This is a genomic window from Leclercia sp. LSNIH3, assembly GCF_002935105.1.
Lineage (GTDB): Bacteria > Pseudomonadota > Gammaproteobacteria > Enterobacterales > Enterobacteriaceae > Enterobacter > Enterobacter adecarboxylatus.
Genome location: NZ_CP026387.1, coordinates 552,930 through 567,023 on the forward strand (window position 1 = coordinate 552,930; position 14,094 = coordinate 567,023).

13 protein-coding genes are annotated in these 14,094 nt (G+C 55.5%); 3 read left to right on the top strand and 10 right to left on the bottom strand.

The features are described 5' to 3' along the window. Nucleotides 1-45 precede the first annotated feature (45 nt). From fabF to yceD, 8 genes are all read right to left on the bottom strand, one after another. Nucleotides 46-1,287 carry a beta-ketoacyl-ACP synthase II gene (fabF, locus tag C3F35_RS02730; protein WP_103792926.1) on the bottom strand — a complete coding sequence of 414 codons (1,242 nt, stop codon included), beginning with the start codon at nt 1,285-1,287 and terminating at the stop codon, nt 46-48. Nucleotides 1,288-1,379: 92 nt separating this feature from the next. Beyond that, the gene (gene acpP / locus C3F35_RS02735) at nt 1,380-1,616 is read right to left on the bottom strand and encodes an acyl carrier protein (protein ID WP_003857954.1); all 237 of its coding nucleotides are present in this window, start codon (nt 1,614-1,616) and stop codon (nt 1,380-1,382) included. 154 nt (nt 1,617-1,770) lie between these two features. Further along, a complete protein-coding gene (gene fabG, locus C3F35_RS02740) occupies nt 1,771-2,505 on the bottom strand; it encodes a 3-oxoacyl-ACP reductase FabG (protein WP_032617552.1) in 735 nt (244 codons plus the stop codon). Nucleotides 2,506-2,518: 13 nt separating this feature from the next. Next, nucleotides 2,519-3,448 carry an ACP S-malonyltransferase gene (fabD, locus tag C3F35_RS02745; RefSeq protein WP_032617551.1) on the bottom strand — a complete coding sequence of 310 codons (930 nt, stop codon included), beginning with the start codon at nt 3,446-3,448 and terminating at the stop codon, nt 2,519-2,521. Between the two features lie 15 nt (nt 3,449-3,463). Then, a complete protein-coding gene (locus tag C3F35_RS02750) occupies nt 3,464-4,417 on the bottom strand; it encodes a beta-ketoacyl-ACP synthase III (RefSeq protein ID WP_103792927.1) in 954 nt (317 codons plus the stop codon). Nucleotides 4,418-4,423: 6 nt separating this feature from the next. Continuing rightward, the gene (gene plsX / locus C3F35_RS02755; protein WP_071886466.1) at nt 4,424-5,458 is read right to left on the bottom strand and encodes a phosphate acyltransferase PlsX; all 1,035 of its coding nucleotides are present in this window, start codon (nt 5,456-5,458) and stop codon (nt 4,424-4,426) included. 79 nt (nt 5,459-5,537) lie between these two features. Further along, nucleotides 5,538-5,711, bottom strand: a complete 174-nt coding sequence (gene rpmF / locus C3F35_RS02760; RefSeq protein ID WP_003857964.1) for a 50S ribosomal protein L32 — start codon at nt 5,709-5,711, stop codon at nt 5,538-5,540. A gap of 16 nt (nt 5,712-5,727) precedes the next feature. Then, nucleotides 5,728-6,249 carry a 23S rRNA accumulation protein YceD gene (yceD, locus tag C3F35_RS02765; RefSeq protein WP_032617547.1) on the bottom strand — a complete coding sequence of 174 codons (522 nt, stop codon included), beginning with the start codon at nt 6,247-6,249 and terminating at the stop codon, nt 5,728-5,730. 141 nt (nt 6,250-6,390) lie between these two features. On the opposite strand from yceD, the gene C3F35_RS02770 reads away from it, so the two are divergent. Then, nucleotides 6,391-6,975, top strand: a complete 585-nt coding sequence (locus C3F35_RS02770) for a Maf family protein (RefSeq protein WP_032617546.1) — start codon at nt 6,391-6,393, stop codon at nt 6,973-6,975. 77 nt (nt 6,976-7,052) lie between these two features. Here the strand turns inward: C3F35_RS02770 and rluC are convergent, their stop codons facing one another. Next, nucleotides 7,053-8,000, bottom strand: coding sequence for a 23S rRNA pseudouridine(955/2504/2580) synthase RluC (rluC, locus tag C3F35_RS02775; protein WP_059308268.1), 948 nt, complete (start codon nt 7,998-8,000; stop codon nt 7,053-7,055). A 571-nt stretch (nt 8,001-8,571) separates the two neighbouring features. Here rluC and rne point away from each other — a divergent pair. Continuing rightward, nucleotides 8,572-11,757 carry a ribonuclease E gene (gene rne / locus C3F35_RS02785; RefSeq protein ID WP_103792928.1) on the top strand — a complete coding sequence of 1,062 codons (3,186 nt, stop codon included), beginning with the start codon at nt 8,572-8,574 and terminating at the stop codon, nt 11,755-11,757. 40 nt (nt 11,758-11,797) lie between these two features. Here rne and C3F35_RS02790 read toward each other — a convergent pair whose 3' ends face one another. Further along, nucleotides 11,798-12,736 (bottom strand): LysR family transcriptional regulator, encoded by a 939-nt coding sequence (locus C3F35_RS02790; RefSeq protein WP_103792929.1) that lies wholly within the window; start codon nt 12,734-12,736, stop codon nt 11,798-11,800. Between the two features lie 109 nt (nt 12,737-12,845). Between C3F35_RS02790 and C3F35_RS02795 the strand changes: the two genes are divergently transcribed. After that, complete coding sequence (locus C3F35_RS02795; RefSeq protein WP_103792930.1) at nt 12,846-14,060, top strand: MFS transporter; 1,215 nt, start codon at nt 12,846-12,848, stop codon at nt 14,058-14,060. Nucleotides 14,061-14,094 lie beyond the last annotated feature (34 nt).

Here is a 14,094-nt window from a genome sequence, read left to right on the forward strand (position 1 = left end):
TTATCAATTTGCCGGGAAGGCGATCGGCCGCCCCGGCTGTCAGCCTCAGACCTTCTTAAAGATCAGAGAACCGTTGGTGCCGCCAAAGCCGAAGGAGTTACACAGGGTGTACTCCAGACCGCTGACCTGACGCGCTTCGTGCGGAACGAAGTCCAGATCGCAACCGTCATCCGGGTTATCCAGATTGATGGTTGGCGGAACAGCCTGATCGCGCAGCGCAAGGATGGAATAGATTGATTCTACTGCACCCGCCGCACCCAACAGGTGGCCGGTCATGGACTTGGTTGAGCTGACCATCACGCGGCGGGACGCATCGCCAAACACAGACTTAACGGCCTGCGCTTCAGCTTTGTCGCCTGCTGGCGTGGAGGTACCGTGCGCATTCACATAGCCAATCTGGCCCGGTTCGATACCCGCATCGCGGATCGCATTAACCATTGCCAGCGCAGCACCTGCCCCGTCTTCCGGCGGAGAGGTCATGTGATAAGCGTCGCTGCTCATGCCGAAACCAATGACTTCTGCATAGATTTTTGCGCCGCGTTTTTTCGCATGCTCGTACTCTTCCAGCACGACCATACCCGCACCGTCACCCAGCACAAAACCATCACGGTCTTTATCCCACGGACGGCTTGCCGCCTGCGGGTTATCGTTGCGGGTAGACAGGGCACGTGCAGCGCCAAAGCCGCCTACACCCAGCGGGGTACTGGCTTTTTCAGCGCCGCCTGCAACCATCGCATCGGCATCGCCATAAGCGATGATACGCGCCGCCTGGCCGATGTTATGCACACCGGACGTACAGGCAGTGGCAATCGAGATGCTAGGACCACGCAGGCCAAACATGATGGTCAGGTGACCTGCCACCATGTTAACAATCGTTGACGGAACGAAGAACGGGCTGATTTTACGTGGACCACCATTTACCAGAGAGGTATGGTTTTCCTCAATCAGGCCAAGACCGCCAATCCCGGAGCCGATAGCGGCACCGATACGGGTTGCGTTCTCTTCCGTAATTTCAAGGCCAGAATCCTGCATGGCCTGAACGCCAGCGACAATTCCATATTGAATGAAGGCGTCCATCTTGCGCTGTTCTTTGCGCGAGATGATCTCTTCACAGTTAAAATCCTTTACTAAGCCAGCAAATTTCGTTGCATAGGCGCTAGTATCGAAATGGTCGATTAGGCTAATGCCACTCTGACCGGCAAGGAGAGCGTTCCAGGTAGACTCTACGGTATTGCCGACAGGAGATAACATGCCAAGTCCGGTCACAACTACACGACGCTTAGACACGCTTGTCCTCCAGGGAGGGATAAAAAAAAGAAAAACGAGGGACTACAAAAGAAAAAACACAGGCGGTCGAATGACCGCCTGGAGATGCTCACTTACGCCTGGTGACCGTTGATGTAATCAATGGCAGCCTGAACGGTGGTGATTTTCTCAGCTTCTTCGTCCGGAATCTCAGTATCAAACTCTTCTTCCAGAGCCATTACCAGCTCAACGGTGTCAAGAGAATCTGCGCCCAGGTCTTCAACGAAGGAAGCGGAGTTCACAACTTCTTCCTGCTTAACGCCCAGCTGTTCGCCGATAATTTTCTTAACGCGTTCTTCGATAGTGCTCATACTCTTAAATTTCCTATCAAAACTCGCTTTCGCGATGGTTTTCGTAGTGTATAAAATGTTGAAAAATTTGCAACTAAATCCCGGCAGGTCTTACCACGATTTTACGTTATTTTGAGGCCATTGACCCTAATAACGCAAATATTTTCTATCGTGATTAAACCATATACATCCCGCCATTGACGTGGAGAGTTTCACCAGTGATGTAACTCGCTTCGTCAGAGGCTAAAAATGCAACCGCGCTGGCGATTTCTTTAGGGTCGCCTAAACGACCCGCTGGAACTGCCGCCAGCGTACCCGCACGCTGCTCATCGGTCAGCGCACGCGTCATGTCCGTTTCAATAAAGCCCGGAGCAACAACGTTTACAGTAATTCCGCGGGACGCAACTTCGCGTGCCAGAGACTTACTGAAACCGATCAGACCTGCTTTCGCCGCAGCGTAATTAGCCTGACCAGCATTTCCCATGGTACCAACCACAGAACCGATAGTGATAATACGCCCATGACGCTTCTTCATCATAGCTCGCATTACCGCTTTTGACAGACGGAACACAGATGACAGGTTGGTTTCGAGAATATCGCTCCACTCATCATCTTTCATTCGCATCAATAAGTTGTCGCGAGTGATTCCGGCATTATTGACCAGAATATCCACTTCGCCAAATTCTGCGCGAATATTTCCCAGAACAGATTCGATAGATGCAGGATCGGTCACATTCAACATCAAACCTTTACCGTTCGCACCCAGGTACTCACTGATCGCCTGCGCGCCGCTTTCGCTGGTCGCGGTGCCGATAACTTTCGCGCCGCGCGCGACGAGGGTTTCAGCGATAGCACGGCCAATACCGCGGCTTGCACCAGTGACCAGTGCGATTTTTCCTTCAAAACTCATGGTATTCCTCTTCTTACTGCGTGAGTGCCGCTGACAGGGCTTCCGGCTCATTAATGGCCGAGGCAGTCAGGGTATCAACAATACGCTTGGTCAGACCGGTGAGAACTTTACCCGGACCGACTTCATACAGGTGCTCAACGCCCTGGGACGCCATAAACTCAACGGTTTTGGTCCACTGAACCGGGCTGTACAGCTGGCGAACCAGCGCATGGCGAATGGCCTCTGGCGCGGTTTCGCACTGCACATCAACGTTGTTTACCACCGCAATGGTTGGCGCGTTAAAGGTGATTTTTTCCAGCTCTACCGCCAGCTTCTCAGCAGCAGGCTTCATCAGCGCGCAGTGTGACGGTACGCTTACCGGCAGCGGCAGCGCACGTTTGGCGCCCGCAGCTTTACAGGCTGCGCCTGCACGTTCAACCGCTTCTTTATGACCGGCGATAACCACCTGGCCCGGCGAGTTGAAGTTTACCGGAGAAACCACCTGACCTTCTGCAGATTCTTCACAGGCTTTCGCAATGGAAGCATCATCCAGACCAATAATGGCTGACATGCCGCCCGTACCTTCCGGCACCGCTTCCTGCATGAATTTACCGCGCAGCTCAACCAGACGCACTGCATCAGCAAACGCAATCACCCCAGCACAAACCAGCGCAGAGTATTCACCCAGGCTGTGACCGGCCAGCAGTGCTGGCGTTTTGCCGCCCTGCTGTTGCCATACGCGCCACAGCGCGACCGATGCGGTCAGCAGTGCAGGCTGGGTCTGCCAGGTTTTATTCAGCTCTTCGGCTGGCCCTTGCTGGGTCAGCGCCCAAAGATCATAGCCCAGTGCATCCGACGCTTCACGGAAGGTCGCTTCGATGACTGGATACTGCTCCGCTAAGCCGGACAACATTCCAACGGCCTGAGAACCCTGGCCGGGGAACACAAAAGCAAATTGCGTCATTTTTTTATCCTTATACTAGAAACGAACCAGCGCAGAACCCCAGGTGAAACCGCCACCGAAGGCTTCGAGCAAGACCAGTTGGCCTCGTTGAATGCGTCCATCGCGCACCGCTTCGTCAAACGCGCAGGGCACGGATGCTGCAGACGTATTGCCATGACGATCCAGCGTCACCACAACGTTATCCATAAACATGCCGAGTTTCTTCGCCGTGGCGCTAATAATGCGCAGGTTCGCCTGATGCGGCACCAGCCAGTCGAGGGCGGAACGCTCCAGATTGTTCGCTGCCAGCGTCTCGTCAACGATGTGCGCCAGCTCTGTGACCGCCACTTTGAAGACTTCGTTACCGGCCATGGTCAGATAGATGGCGTTGTCCGGGTTAACACGATCAGCGTTTGGCAACGTTAACAGTTCGCCATAGCTACCGTCAGCATGCAGATGCGTGGAGATGATGCCGGGTTCTTCAGATTGTCCTAACAGGACAGCCCCTGCACCATCACCAAAAATAATGATCGTCCCGCGATCGGTTGGATCGCAGGTGCGCGCCAGCACGTCAGCACCGATCACCAGCGCATTTTTCACCGCGCCAGATTTTACATATTGATCGGCAATGCTCAGCGCATAGGTAAAGCCTGCGCACGCAGCGGCAACGTCGAACGCCGGGCAACCTTTGATCTCCAGCATGCTCTGAATCTGGCACGCTGCGCTCGGGAAGGCATGCGTTGCAGAGGTTGTCGCAACGATAATCAGGCCGATGTCGTCTTTATCGACACCCGCCATTTCCAGCGCACGCTGTGCGGCTTCATAGCCCATGGTGGAAACTGTTTCATCTGGCGCGGCAATACGACGTTCGCGGATACCTGTACGCGTGACGATCCACTCGTCAGACGTATCTACCATTTTTTCCAGATCGGCGTTGGTTCGCACTTGTTTTGGCAGATAGCTGCCGGTACCTAAAATCTTCGTATACATGTACGCTCAGTCACTTTTTGCTAATACAGATCCCAGGCGAGCGGCAATCCGCTGTGGGACTTGTCGCTGCACCGCCTGCACTGCCTGTTCAATCGCGACGGCAAACGCTCGCTGATTGGCCGCACCGTGACTCTTAATCACAATGCCGCGCAATCCTAACAGACAGGCGCCATTATACTGGTCGGGGTTGAGGTGACTGAATCGCCGCGCCAGGCTCTTTTGTAACCAACGCTTCAATAAAATCAGCCACCATGACCGTTTTTTCCCCTCTCCCTGCGATTTAAGCAGAGAAAGAAACATCCTCACCACCCCTTCCATGGTTTTTAATGTAACGTTTCCTGTAAACCCGTCACACACCAGTACATCCGTTTTTCCGGTCAATAATTCGTTGGCTTCGAGATATCCAATATAGTTGATGGATGGCTCATTTTTTAGCCGCTCGGCCGCCTCACGGATGCTGTCGAGACCTTTCGTCTCTTCTTCACCAATATTCAGCAGAGCAACGCGGGGATGAGAAATCCCTACCACTTCCTCTGCCAGCACCGAGCCCATTACGGCAAACTGCGCCAGCATCACGCTGTCGCAGTCAACGTTAGCGCCTAAATCCAGCACCACCGTTTTGCCCTTTTGCTGGTGCGGCAATACCGTCACCAGCGCCGGGCGCTCAATCCCCTCAAGAGGTTTGAGCAGTAATTTTGCCAGCCCCATCAGCGCGCCGGTATTACCGGCACTAACGCAGGCCTCGGCACGACCCTCTTTCACCAGCTCCAGCGCAATGCGCATGGAGCTTCCGCGACTGCTGCGGATCGCCTGTGAGGCTCGAACATCACTGGCAATAACTGACTGGGCAGGAATAATCTGCAGACGTGAACGTTGTTCAAAGTCAGCTTTTGCAAGTAATGGCGTGATAGCGTCGGGATTGCCGACTAAAAGGAGAGTGAGTTGCGAATTAGAGTTCAGTGCCTGCAATGCTGCAGGCACTGTCACGGAAGGGCCAAAATCTCCCCCCATGACATCTAACGCCAGGGTTAGACGTGTCAAGGTATCGTCGCAGCCTGGTTCGGTATATCCCCGTTTTCACGGGGAAACCCTCACTAAGCCTAATCACGCAAACGCGTGATTACTTAGTGATAACCTTGCGGCCGCGGTAGAAACCGTCAGCGGTGATGTGGTGACGCAGGTGTTTTTCACCAGAAGTCTTGTCTACAGACAGGCTGGTAACTGCAGTCAGCGCGTCATGGGAACGACGCATGCCACGTTTGGAACGGGTTGGTTTATTCTGTTGTACGGCCATGGACCTTACTCCTTAATTACTTACGCTTTAAACTGGCTAATACGGCAAATGGGTTTGGTTTTTGCGCTTCATCAGGCAGTTCCCCAAAGACCATGTCCGCCTCGGACACTTCACAGTGTTCAGAATCATGCACCGGAACTACAGGCAAGGTGAGGATGATTTCATCTTCAACCAGCGCCAGCAGATCGATTTCACCGAATTCGTTAACCTCAATCGGCTCATACGCTTCCGGGAGTGCTTCAGCCTGTTCGTCTGAACGAACCGGACTAAAACAATATGTTGTGTGAACATGAAGTGGGAACGGTTTCCCGCAACGCTGACATTCGAGCGTGACCGACACCTTTGCATCACCGGTAATAACGGCAAGGCGCTGGGGATCGATCTCAAACGACATGGAGCATTCCACATCACTGTCCACACTGACTACGGATTCGGCGATACGCTCAGCCTGGTCACGAGTATAAATACCTTCGTAATCGAGGCGTTTTTGAGCCGTACGAACCGGATCAAGAGTCAGGGGTAATTTTACCTTTTGCATAGGGCGCGCATATTAACTTTGTAACGTCATAGAGTCAAAGAAAAAGGCAACCTCAGGCTGCCTTTTGCCATTTATTCGCACACATTGCGGCCTGTAGTTTAAAATGGCTGGCATCGATACGCTATATCTGGTGAAAAAAATATGCCAAATCTCATTCTTGCCTCCACATCACCTTACCGCCGCGTGTTGCTGGAAAAGCTCGGAGTTACCTTCGAATGCGCCGCGCCGAACGTGGATGAAAGCCCACAACCCGGTGAATCGCCACGCCATCTGGTGGTCCGTCTGGCTCAGGAAAAAGCGAAAAGTCTGGCAGCGCGATTCCCCGATCATTTAATTATAGGTTCCGATCAGGTTTGCGTCCTGGATGGAATAATTACCGGCAAACCGCATACCGAAGAGAATGCTCGCCAGCAGCTGCTGAAAGCGCGCGGTAGTATTGTCACCTTCTACACCGGCCTGGCACTTTATAATTCGTCTACGGGCCATTTACAGACGGAATGCGAGCCGTTTGACGTTCACTTCCGCCATCTCAGTGAACAAGAAATTGACGACTACGTCCGAAAAGAGCGGCCATTAAATTGCGCGGGCAGTTTTAAAAGTGAGGGACTGGGTATTGCTTTGTTTGAGAGACTGGACGGGCGAGACCCGAACGCGCTGGTGGGATTACCGCTGATTGCGCTGTGCCAGATGCTGCGTCGGGAGAATTACAACCCGTTGATGGCGTAGCCATCGGCCTCGCCCTGCGGCGCTACGCTTGCACGGACCTACGCTGTGTAGGCCAGCTAAGCGCAGCGCCCCGGCAATTAACCGCGCAGAATGCTCAGGCAGCGCTTCAGCTGATCATCCAGCGGCGCTTCGACACGCATCACCTCGCCAGTACCCGGATGAGTAAACTTTAACGCGGCGGCATGCAGGAACAGACGCGATAAACCCGTCCCGGCCAGCTGTTTATCAAATTCACGGTCGCCATAGCGATCGTCAAAGGCGATAGGATGGCCCGCATGCTGCGTATGAACGCGGATCTGGTGGGTACGCCCGGTCACCGGGCTGCAGCGCACGAGGGTGGCAAATTCATAACGCTCTTCCACCTTGAACCGGGTTTCCGACGGTTTGCCTTCCTGACTCACACGAACGATACGCTCACCGCTTTGCAGAATGTTTTTCAGCAGCGGCGCCTGCACCACTTTGACATGGGACTGCCACTGTCCGCGCACCAGCGCGAGGTAATCCTTCTGCATTCCTTTCTCACGCAGCTGCTCGTGCAGCGAACGCAGCGCCGACCGTTTTTTCGCGACCAGCAGCACGCCGGAGGTGTCGCGATCAAGACGATGAACCAGTTCAAGGAAGCGGGCTTCCGGGCGCAGCGCACGGAGACCTTCAATCACGCCAAAGCTCAATCCACTGCCGCCGTGGACGGCCGTGCCAGAGGGCTTATTGAGCACCAGAATATGATCGTCTTCATACAGAATCACATTCGTCAGCGCGGCGACTTTGTTCAGATGCGGCGACACCGCCTCCTCTTCCCGCTCGGCTACGCGCACAGGCGGGATGCGAACTTCATCACCCGCTTCAAGTTTATATTCCGGTTTGATGCGCTTTTTATTCACGCGCACCTCACCCTTACGCAGGATGCGATAAATCATGCTCTTTGGCACACCCTTCAGTTGGGTGCGCAAAAAGTTGTCAATGCGTTGCCCCGCTTCATCTTCGGTAATGGCAACCATTTTTACGGCTGGAGTCTCTGTTTTCATGGGGGGCGATTCTAATTATCGTCAGCCATTAGCGCCACTCATTTTTCTATGCTTATATTTAGCTCTACCCGGTCAGTGTTTCGTTCACGCAATCGATTTGGTGGTTATTAAACCAATCCTGCGAAGGAAGTGAAAAAACTGTGAGTAACCGGGTGATAATTGGCAAAAGTCATCTTGCTATAACCCGGTTAGCAATGGAATAATGCTGCTGTTTTCCGTGTTAAATCCTGGTTAAGTAAGGATGTCGACGGAATGACCAATTTTGTCTGACCGATCATCCACGCAGCAATGGCGTAAGACGTATTGATCTTTCAGACAGTTAGCGGGCTGCGGGTTGCAGTACTTACCGGTAAATGGAATCTTCTCTGGAGAGTTTTACCCAGGCTATTCCCCTGATAATCGCGCTGTATTTCCGTATGAAATACAGGCAACCGACACTTTGCGCCTCTTAAGCGAGCGACAACCGTGAGGTTGGCGACGTGAATAGACACGAGGCCATCGGTTCATACCCCGGAAAGCGTCACCTTGCCCGCAGCTTAGTCGTCAATGTAAGAATAATGAGTAAGTTACGATGAAAAGAATGTTAATCAACGCAACTCAGCAAGAAGAGTTGCGTGTCGCCCTTGTGGATGGGCAGCGTCTGTACGATCTGGATATCGAAAGTCCTGGACACGAACAGAAAAAAGCGAACATTTACAAAGGCAAAATCACCCGCATCGAACCCAGCCTTGAAGCCGCATTTGTAGACTACGGTGCCGAGCGTCATGGTTTCCTCCCCCTGAAAGAGATTGCTCGCGAATACTTCCCTTCTAACTATAACGCCCATGGCCGTCCGAACATCAAAGATGTCCTGCGTGAAGGCCAGGAAGTTATCGTTCAGATCGATAAAGAAGAGCGTGGCAACAAAGGCGCCGCGCTGACCACCTTTATCAGTCTGGCAGGCAGCTATCTGGTACTGATGCCAAACAACCCGCGCGCGGGTGGCATCTCTCGCCGCATTGAAGGCGACGACCGTACCGAACTGAAAGAAGCGCTGGCCAGTCTTGAACTGCCAGACGGCATGGGCCTGATTGTTCGTACCGCAGGCGTAGGCAAATCTGCCGAAGCGCTGCAGTGGGACCTCGGCTTCCGCCTGAAGCACTGGGAAGCGATTCAGAAAGCCGCTGAAAGCCGCCCCGCCCCGTTCCTGATCCACCAGGAAAGCAACGTTATCGTACGTGCCTTCCGTGACTATCTGCGTCAGGACATCGGTGAAATTCTGATTGATAACCCAAAAGTGCTTGAGCTGGCTCGCCAGCACATTGCCGCGCTGGGTCGTCCTGATTTCACTAGCAAAATCAAACTGTACACCGGTGAGATCCCGCTGTTCAGCCACTACCAGATCGAATCGCAGATTGAATCCGCCTTCCAGCGTGAAGTCCGTCTGCCATCTGGCGGTTCTATCGTTATCGACAGCACCGAGGCGCTCACCGCCATCGACATCAACTCCGCACGTGCAACCCGCGGCGGTGATATCGAAGAAACGGCGTTCAACACCAACCTCGAAGCGGCAGATGAGATTGCGCGTCAGCTGCGTCTGCGCGACCTGGGCGGTCTGATCGTTATCGACTTCATCGACATGACGCCAGTACGTCACCAGCGCGCGGTGGAAAACCGTCTGCGTGAGGCGGTGCGTCAGGATCGTGCGCGTATTCAGATCAGCCATATCTCCCGTTTCGGTCTGCTGGAGATGTCCCGTCAGCGCCTGAGTCCGTCGCTGGGTGAATCCAGCCACCACGTCTGCCCACGCTGTAGCGGCACCGGCACCGTGCGTGACAACGAATCCCTGTCACTCTCTATCCTGCGTCTGATTGAAGAAGAAGCGCTGAAAGAGAACACCAAAGAAGTCCACGCCATTGTGCCTGTGCCGGTCGCCTCCTACCTGCTGAACGAAAAACGTGCCGCGGTAAGTGCTATCGAAGCCCGTCTGAGCGGCGTACGCTGCGTGATCGTGCCTAACGACCAGATGCAGACCCCGCACTACTCCGTGCTGCGCGTGCGCAAAGGCGAAGAGACTTCAACCCTGAGCTACATGCTGCCTAAGCTGCATGAAGAGGCGATGGCTCTGCCGTCCGAAGAAGAGTACGCCGAGCGTAAACTTCCAGAACAGCCTGCTCTGGCGGCCTTTGTGATGCCAGAAGCCCCACCTGCGCCTGCGCAGGAGAGCACCGTTGCCAAACCAGCAGCAGCTAAACCTGCGGCAGACGTCAGCCAACCGGCAGCGCAGCCTGGCCTGCTGAGCCGCTTCTTCAGTGCCCTGAAGAAAATGTTTGCTGGCGAAGAGCCACAACCTGCCCCGGCGCCGGTTGAGAAGAAAGAAGAGAAACAGGAGCGTTCACCGGATCGTCGTAAACGTCAGAACAACCGCCGTGACCGCAACGAGCGTCGCGATAACCGTTCAGACAACAACGAAGGCCGTGAAGGCAATGAAAGCCGTGACAATCGCGATAACCGTGAAGGTCGCGAAGGCCGTGAGGGTCGTGAACGCCGCGAAGGACGTGACGATAACCGTCGCAACCGCCGTGAGAAGCCGCAGCAGAACGCGGAAGATCGTGAAATTCGCCAGCCGGCCGGCGAGGAGTCTGAAAAGAGCAGATCGCGTGATGAGCAGCAGCCACGCCGCGAGCGCAACCGTCGTCGTAATGATGACAAGCGCCAGGCGCAGCAGGAAGTAAAAGCGCTGAATCGCGAAGAAGAGACCGTGCAGGATGCGGATCAGGAAGAGCGTGTTCAGGTCATGCCACGCCGTAAGCAGCGTCAGCTGAGCCAGAAAGTCCGTTTCGAGTCTCAGACCGACGAAGCAGCTGTTGAAGCGGTAGCGCCACAGGTTGAACCCGTTCAGAGCACCGAACTGGCAAAAGTCGACCTGCCTGCGGTCATCGAAAATGCCCCTGAACAGGAAGAGACCACCGAAGGCCGTGACAATGCGGGTATGCCGCGTCGCTCACGTCGCTCCCCGCGTCATCTGCGCGTGAGCGGTCAGCGTCGTCGCCGTTATCGTGACGAGCGTTATCCGCTGCAGTCGCCAATGCCGCTGGCAATCGCCTGTGCGTCACCAGAAATGGCCTCCGGCAAAGCCTGGATCCGTTATCCGGTTGCACGTCCTCAGGAGCAGCAGTTTGACGAGCAGAACGTGACGGCCGAAGCGGTTGCCCCAGTCGCGCCAGTGGTTGATGAGGTTATCACCGAGGCTGCGGCAGTTGTCATCCCCGAGCCACAGCCACAGACTGCTGAAGTGGAAACGTCACACCCGGAAGTGATTGCCGCGCCTGTTACTGAACAGCCGCAGATCATCACTCCTGAAGATGTGGTTGTCGCAGAGCAGGTAGTGGAAGACGTTAAGGCTGCCGAGCCGGTTGAAATTACCGCGGAAGCCGTGGAGCCACAGCCAGTTGTAGAAGTGGAAGTGGAAACGCAAGTTCAACCTGAAGTTGAGATTGCTGTTGAACCTGTTGCTGAAGAGAAACCTGAAGTCGCTGAAGTGAAAGCGCCGGAAGTGAAACCAGCACCAGCGCCCGTAGCTCAGGTTAACGCGGGTGTTCACCACGCCACTGCGCCAATGACCCGCGCGCCAGCCCCGGAATATGTGCCGGAAGCCCCGCGTCACAGCGACTGGGTACGCCCGGCGTTTGATTTCGAGGGTAAAGGTTCAGCAGGTGGTCACAGCGCAACGCACCAGGCGACCGCGCCTGCCACGCGTCCACAGCCGGCTGAATAAGCCCGCTTAAGCGTAAAAGCCGACCTTCGGGTCGGCTTTTTTATTGCTTCTGTTCTGGCCTGCGCATACCGGCGATTTCAGGCATTACCTCTCGCATCATCTCAAGAAAGCGACGAAGGCGTGCCGGATAATAGCGTGACCACGGATAGACCAGATGAACCGGCAACGCGGCTGGCTGCCAGTCGGGCACCAGGTGCACTAGCCTGCCCTCACGAATGTCAGCTTCTACCGTCCAGCTTGATACCACCGCCACCCCCAACCCGGTTAATGCGCTTTTACGCGCCACGTACAGGCTGTCCGTACTCAACCGTGGAGAGATAGCCACCCGCAGCGATTGCGGGGTGCCCGCGTGGAACAGCTCAACGTGCTCACGATAAAACGTATTGAGTGCCACCCAGGGCAGCGCAGAGAGATCTTCTGGCTTTTTAACAGGCGCATGACCAGCGAGCAACCCTGGCGAGGCAACGACACTGCGCGGAACCTCCGCCAGCAACACCGATACCGTGGCGGGGTCGATCTCCGCTCCCACACGGATGGCGCAGTCAATATTGTCACTCAGGAAATCGGCCGAGCGGTCGTTGAGCATCCACTCCACATTCAACCGCGGATAGCGCAGCAGAAACGCCGTTAACGGTTCCAGCAATTGCTCCTGCCCGAAAGCATGAGGGGCACGGACGCGAAGCACGCCCACGGGTTCATCTTCCGTCTGCCCGACGTCGTCCTCAAGCGCATGCCAGCTGTCGATTACCCGCCGGGCGTGCTGGTAGCAGCGTTCCCCATCATCGGTCAGCTTCATGGCATGCGTGGTGCGCAGGATCAGGCGCACCCCAAGCAGCGTCTCCAGCGATTGCAGGCGACGGCTCACGGTGGCCTGGGTGGTGGCCATCTGTACGGCGGCAGCGGAAAGGGAGCCTGTTTCGATGATGCGCACGAAGGTTCGCATCAGTTCGACCCTGTCTATACGCTCTGAGCGTTTCATGATTTATCCGGTTATACGTTACACGTATAAGTGTTTTAACACTGCGCCTGCTACCACCGCAAGCCGGGCTGGTAAAGAATAGCGACACACCCGAAATGAGGAACTGCATATGAACACCAGCACCTTAACCCCAGCCGTCAGCCGTTGGGTCATTTTTATCCTTGCCATCGGCGCAGGATTCAGCGTCGCGTCCATCTATTATGCCCAACCGCTGCTGCCGCTGATGGGCACCGATCTGCATCTCAGCATTGAAGGGATGGGGATGGTGCCAACCCTGACCCAGGCAGGCTATGCGCTGGGTATCCTTTTCCTTCTGCCACTGGGCGATCGCTATGACCGTCGCACCCTGATAGTGGTAAAAAGCATTGCGCTGGCGGGATTGCTGCTGGCCTGTAGCCTGACAGGGCAGATTCACTCGCTGCTGTTGGTCAGCCTGCTGATTGGGATGGCGGCCACCATGGCGCAGGATATCGTTCCGGCGGCGGCGATTCTGGCCCCGGAAGGCAAACAGGGGAAAACCGTCGGAACGGTCATGACTGGCCTGTTGCTGGGGATCCTGCTCTCCCGTACGGTGAGCGGCGTCGTGGGTGAAGCCTTTGGCTGGCGCGTGATGTATCAACTGGCGGCGGGCAGCATTGCCATTCTTGCCGCCGTGATGTGGCTGATTCTGCCCCGTTTCGCGGTGCATTCAAACCTGCGTTATCCAGATTTGATGCGCTCAGTGGTGCACCTGTGGCGTCGTTATCCGGCGCTGCGTCGGGCCGCTCTGGCGCAGGGCTTCCTCTCTATTGCCTTCAGCGCCTTCTGGTCTACGCTGGCAGTGATGCTGATGGAACACTATCAGTTGGGCAGTGCGGTTGCGGGGGGATACGGGATTGCCGGTGCCGCAGGTGCCCTGGCAGCGCCGCTCGCAGGTGGCCTAGCTGATAAACTGGGCGCCGGTAAAGTCACCCAACTGGGTGCCGCGCTGGTGACCGTCTCCTTCGCCCTGATGTTCCTGATGCCCGCTCTTGGCGTACACGGCCAGCTGATCCTGATCGCGGTCTCCGCCGTCGGTTTTGATCTCGGCCTGCAGTCAAGCCTGGTTGCCCACCAGAATCTGGTTTATGGCCTCGAGCCGCAGGCACGTGGTCGTCTGAACGCCCTGCTCTTTACCGGCGTGTTTATCGGGATGGCGCTGGGTTCGGCGCTGGGTAGTCAGCTGTATACGATGGCTGGCTGGCCGGGTGTGGTTGCCCTGGCAACGGTGACCGCAGCCATCGCCCTGGCCATTCGTCTGGCAGAGAGCGCCCGCACTAGCGCCTCAGTGATGCAGAATTCCTGAAAAAAAAGCCCAATCCGCGCAAACGGATTGGGCA

Bases quoted from the DNA above. Each gene is read 5' to 3' on its own strand.
- C3F35_RS02770 (WP_032617546.1), top strand. From the start codon at position 6,391: ATGCCAAATCTCATTCTTGCCTCCACATCACCTTACCGCCGCGTGTTG.
- acpP (WP_003857954.1), bottom strand. From the start codon at position 1,616: ATGAGCACTATCGAAGAACGCGTTAAGAAAATTATCGGCGAACAGCTG.
- C3F35_RS02795 (WP_103792930.1), top strand. From the start codon at position 12,846: ATGAACACCAGCACCTTAACCCCAGCCGTCAGCCGTTGGGTCATTTTT.
- rpmF (WP_003857964.1), bottom strand. From the start codon at position 5,711: ATGGCCGTACAACAGAATAAACCAACCCGTTCCAAACGTGGCATGCGT.
- C3F35_RS02750 (WP_103792927.1), bottom strand. From the start codon at position 4,417: ATGTATACGAAGATTTTAGGTACCGGCAGCTATCTGCCAAAACAAGTG.
- yceD (WP_032617547.1), bottom strand. From the start codon at position 6,249: ATGCAAAAGGTAAAATTACCCCTGACTCTTGATCCGGTTCGTACGGCT.
- C3F35_RS02790 (WP_103792929.1), bottom strand. From the start codon at position 12,736: ATGAAACGCTCAGAGCGTATAGACAGGGTCGAACTGATGCGAACCTTC.
- fabD (WP_032617551.1), bottom strand. From the start codon at position 3,448: ATGACGCAATTTGCTTTTGTGTTCCCCGGCCAGGGTTCTCAGGCCGTT.
- fabG (WP_032617552.1), bottom strand. From the start codon at position 2,505: ATGAGTTTTGAAGGAAAAATCGCACTGGTCACTGGTGCAAGCCGCGGT.
- rne (WP_103792928.1), top strand. From the start codon at position 8,572: ATGAAAAGAATGTTAATCAACGCAACTCAGCAAGAAGAGTTGCGTGTC.
- rluC (WP_059308268.1), bottom strand. From the start codon at position 8,000: ATGAAAACAGAGACTCCAGCCGTAAAAATGGTTGCCATTACCGAAGAT.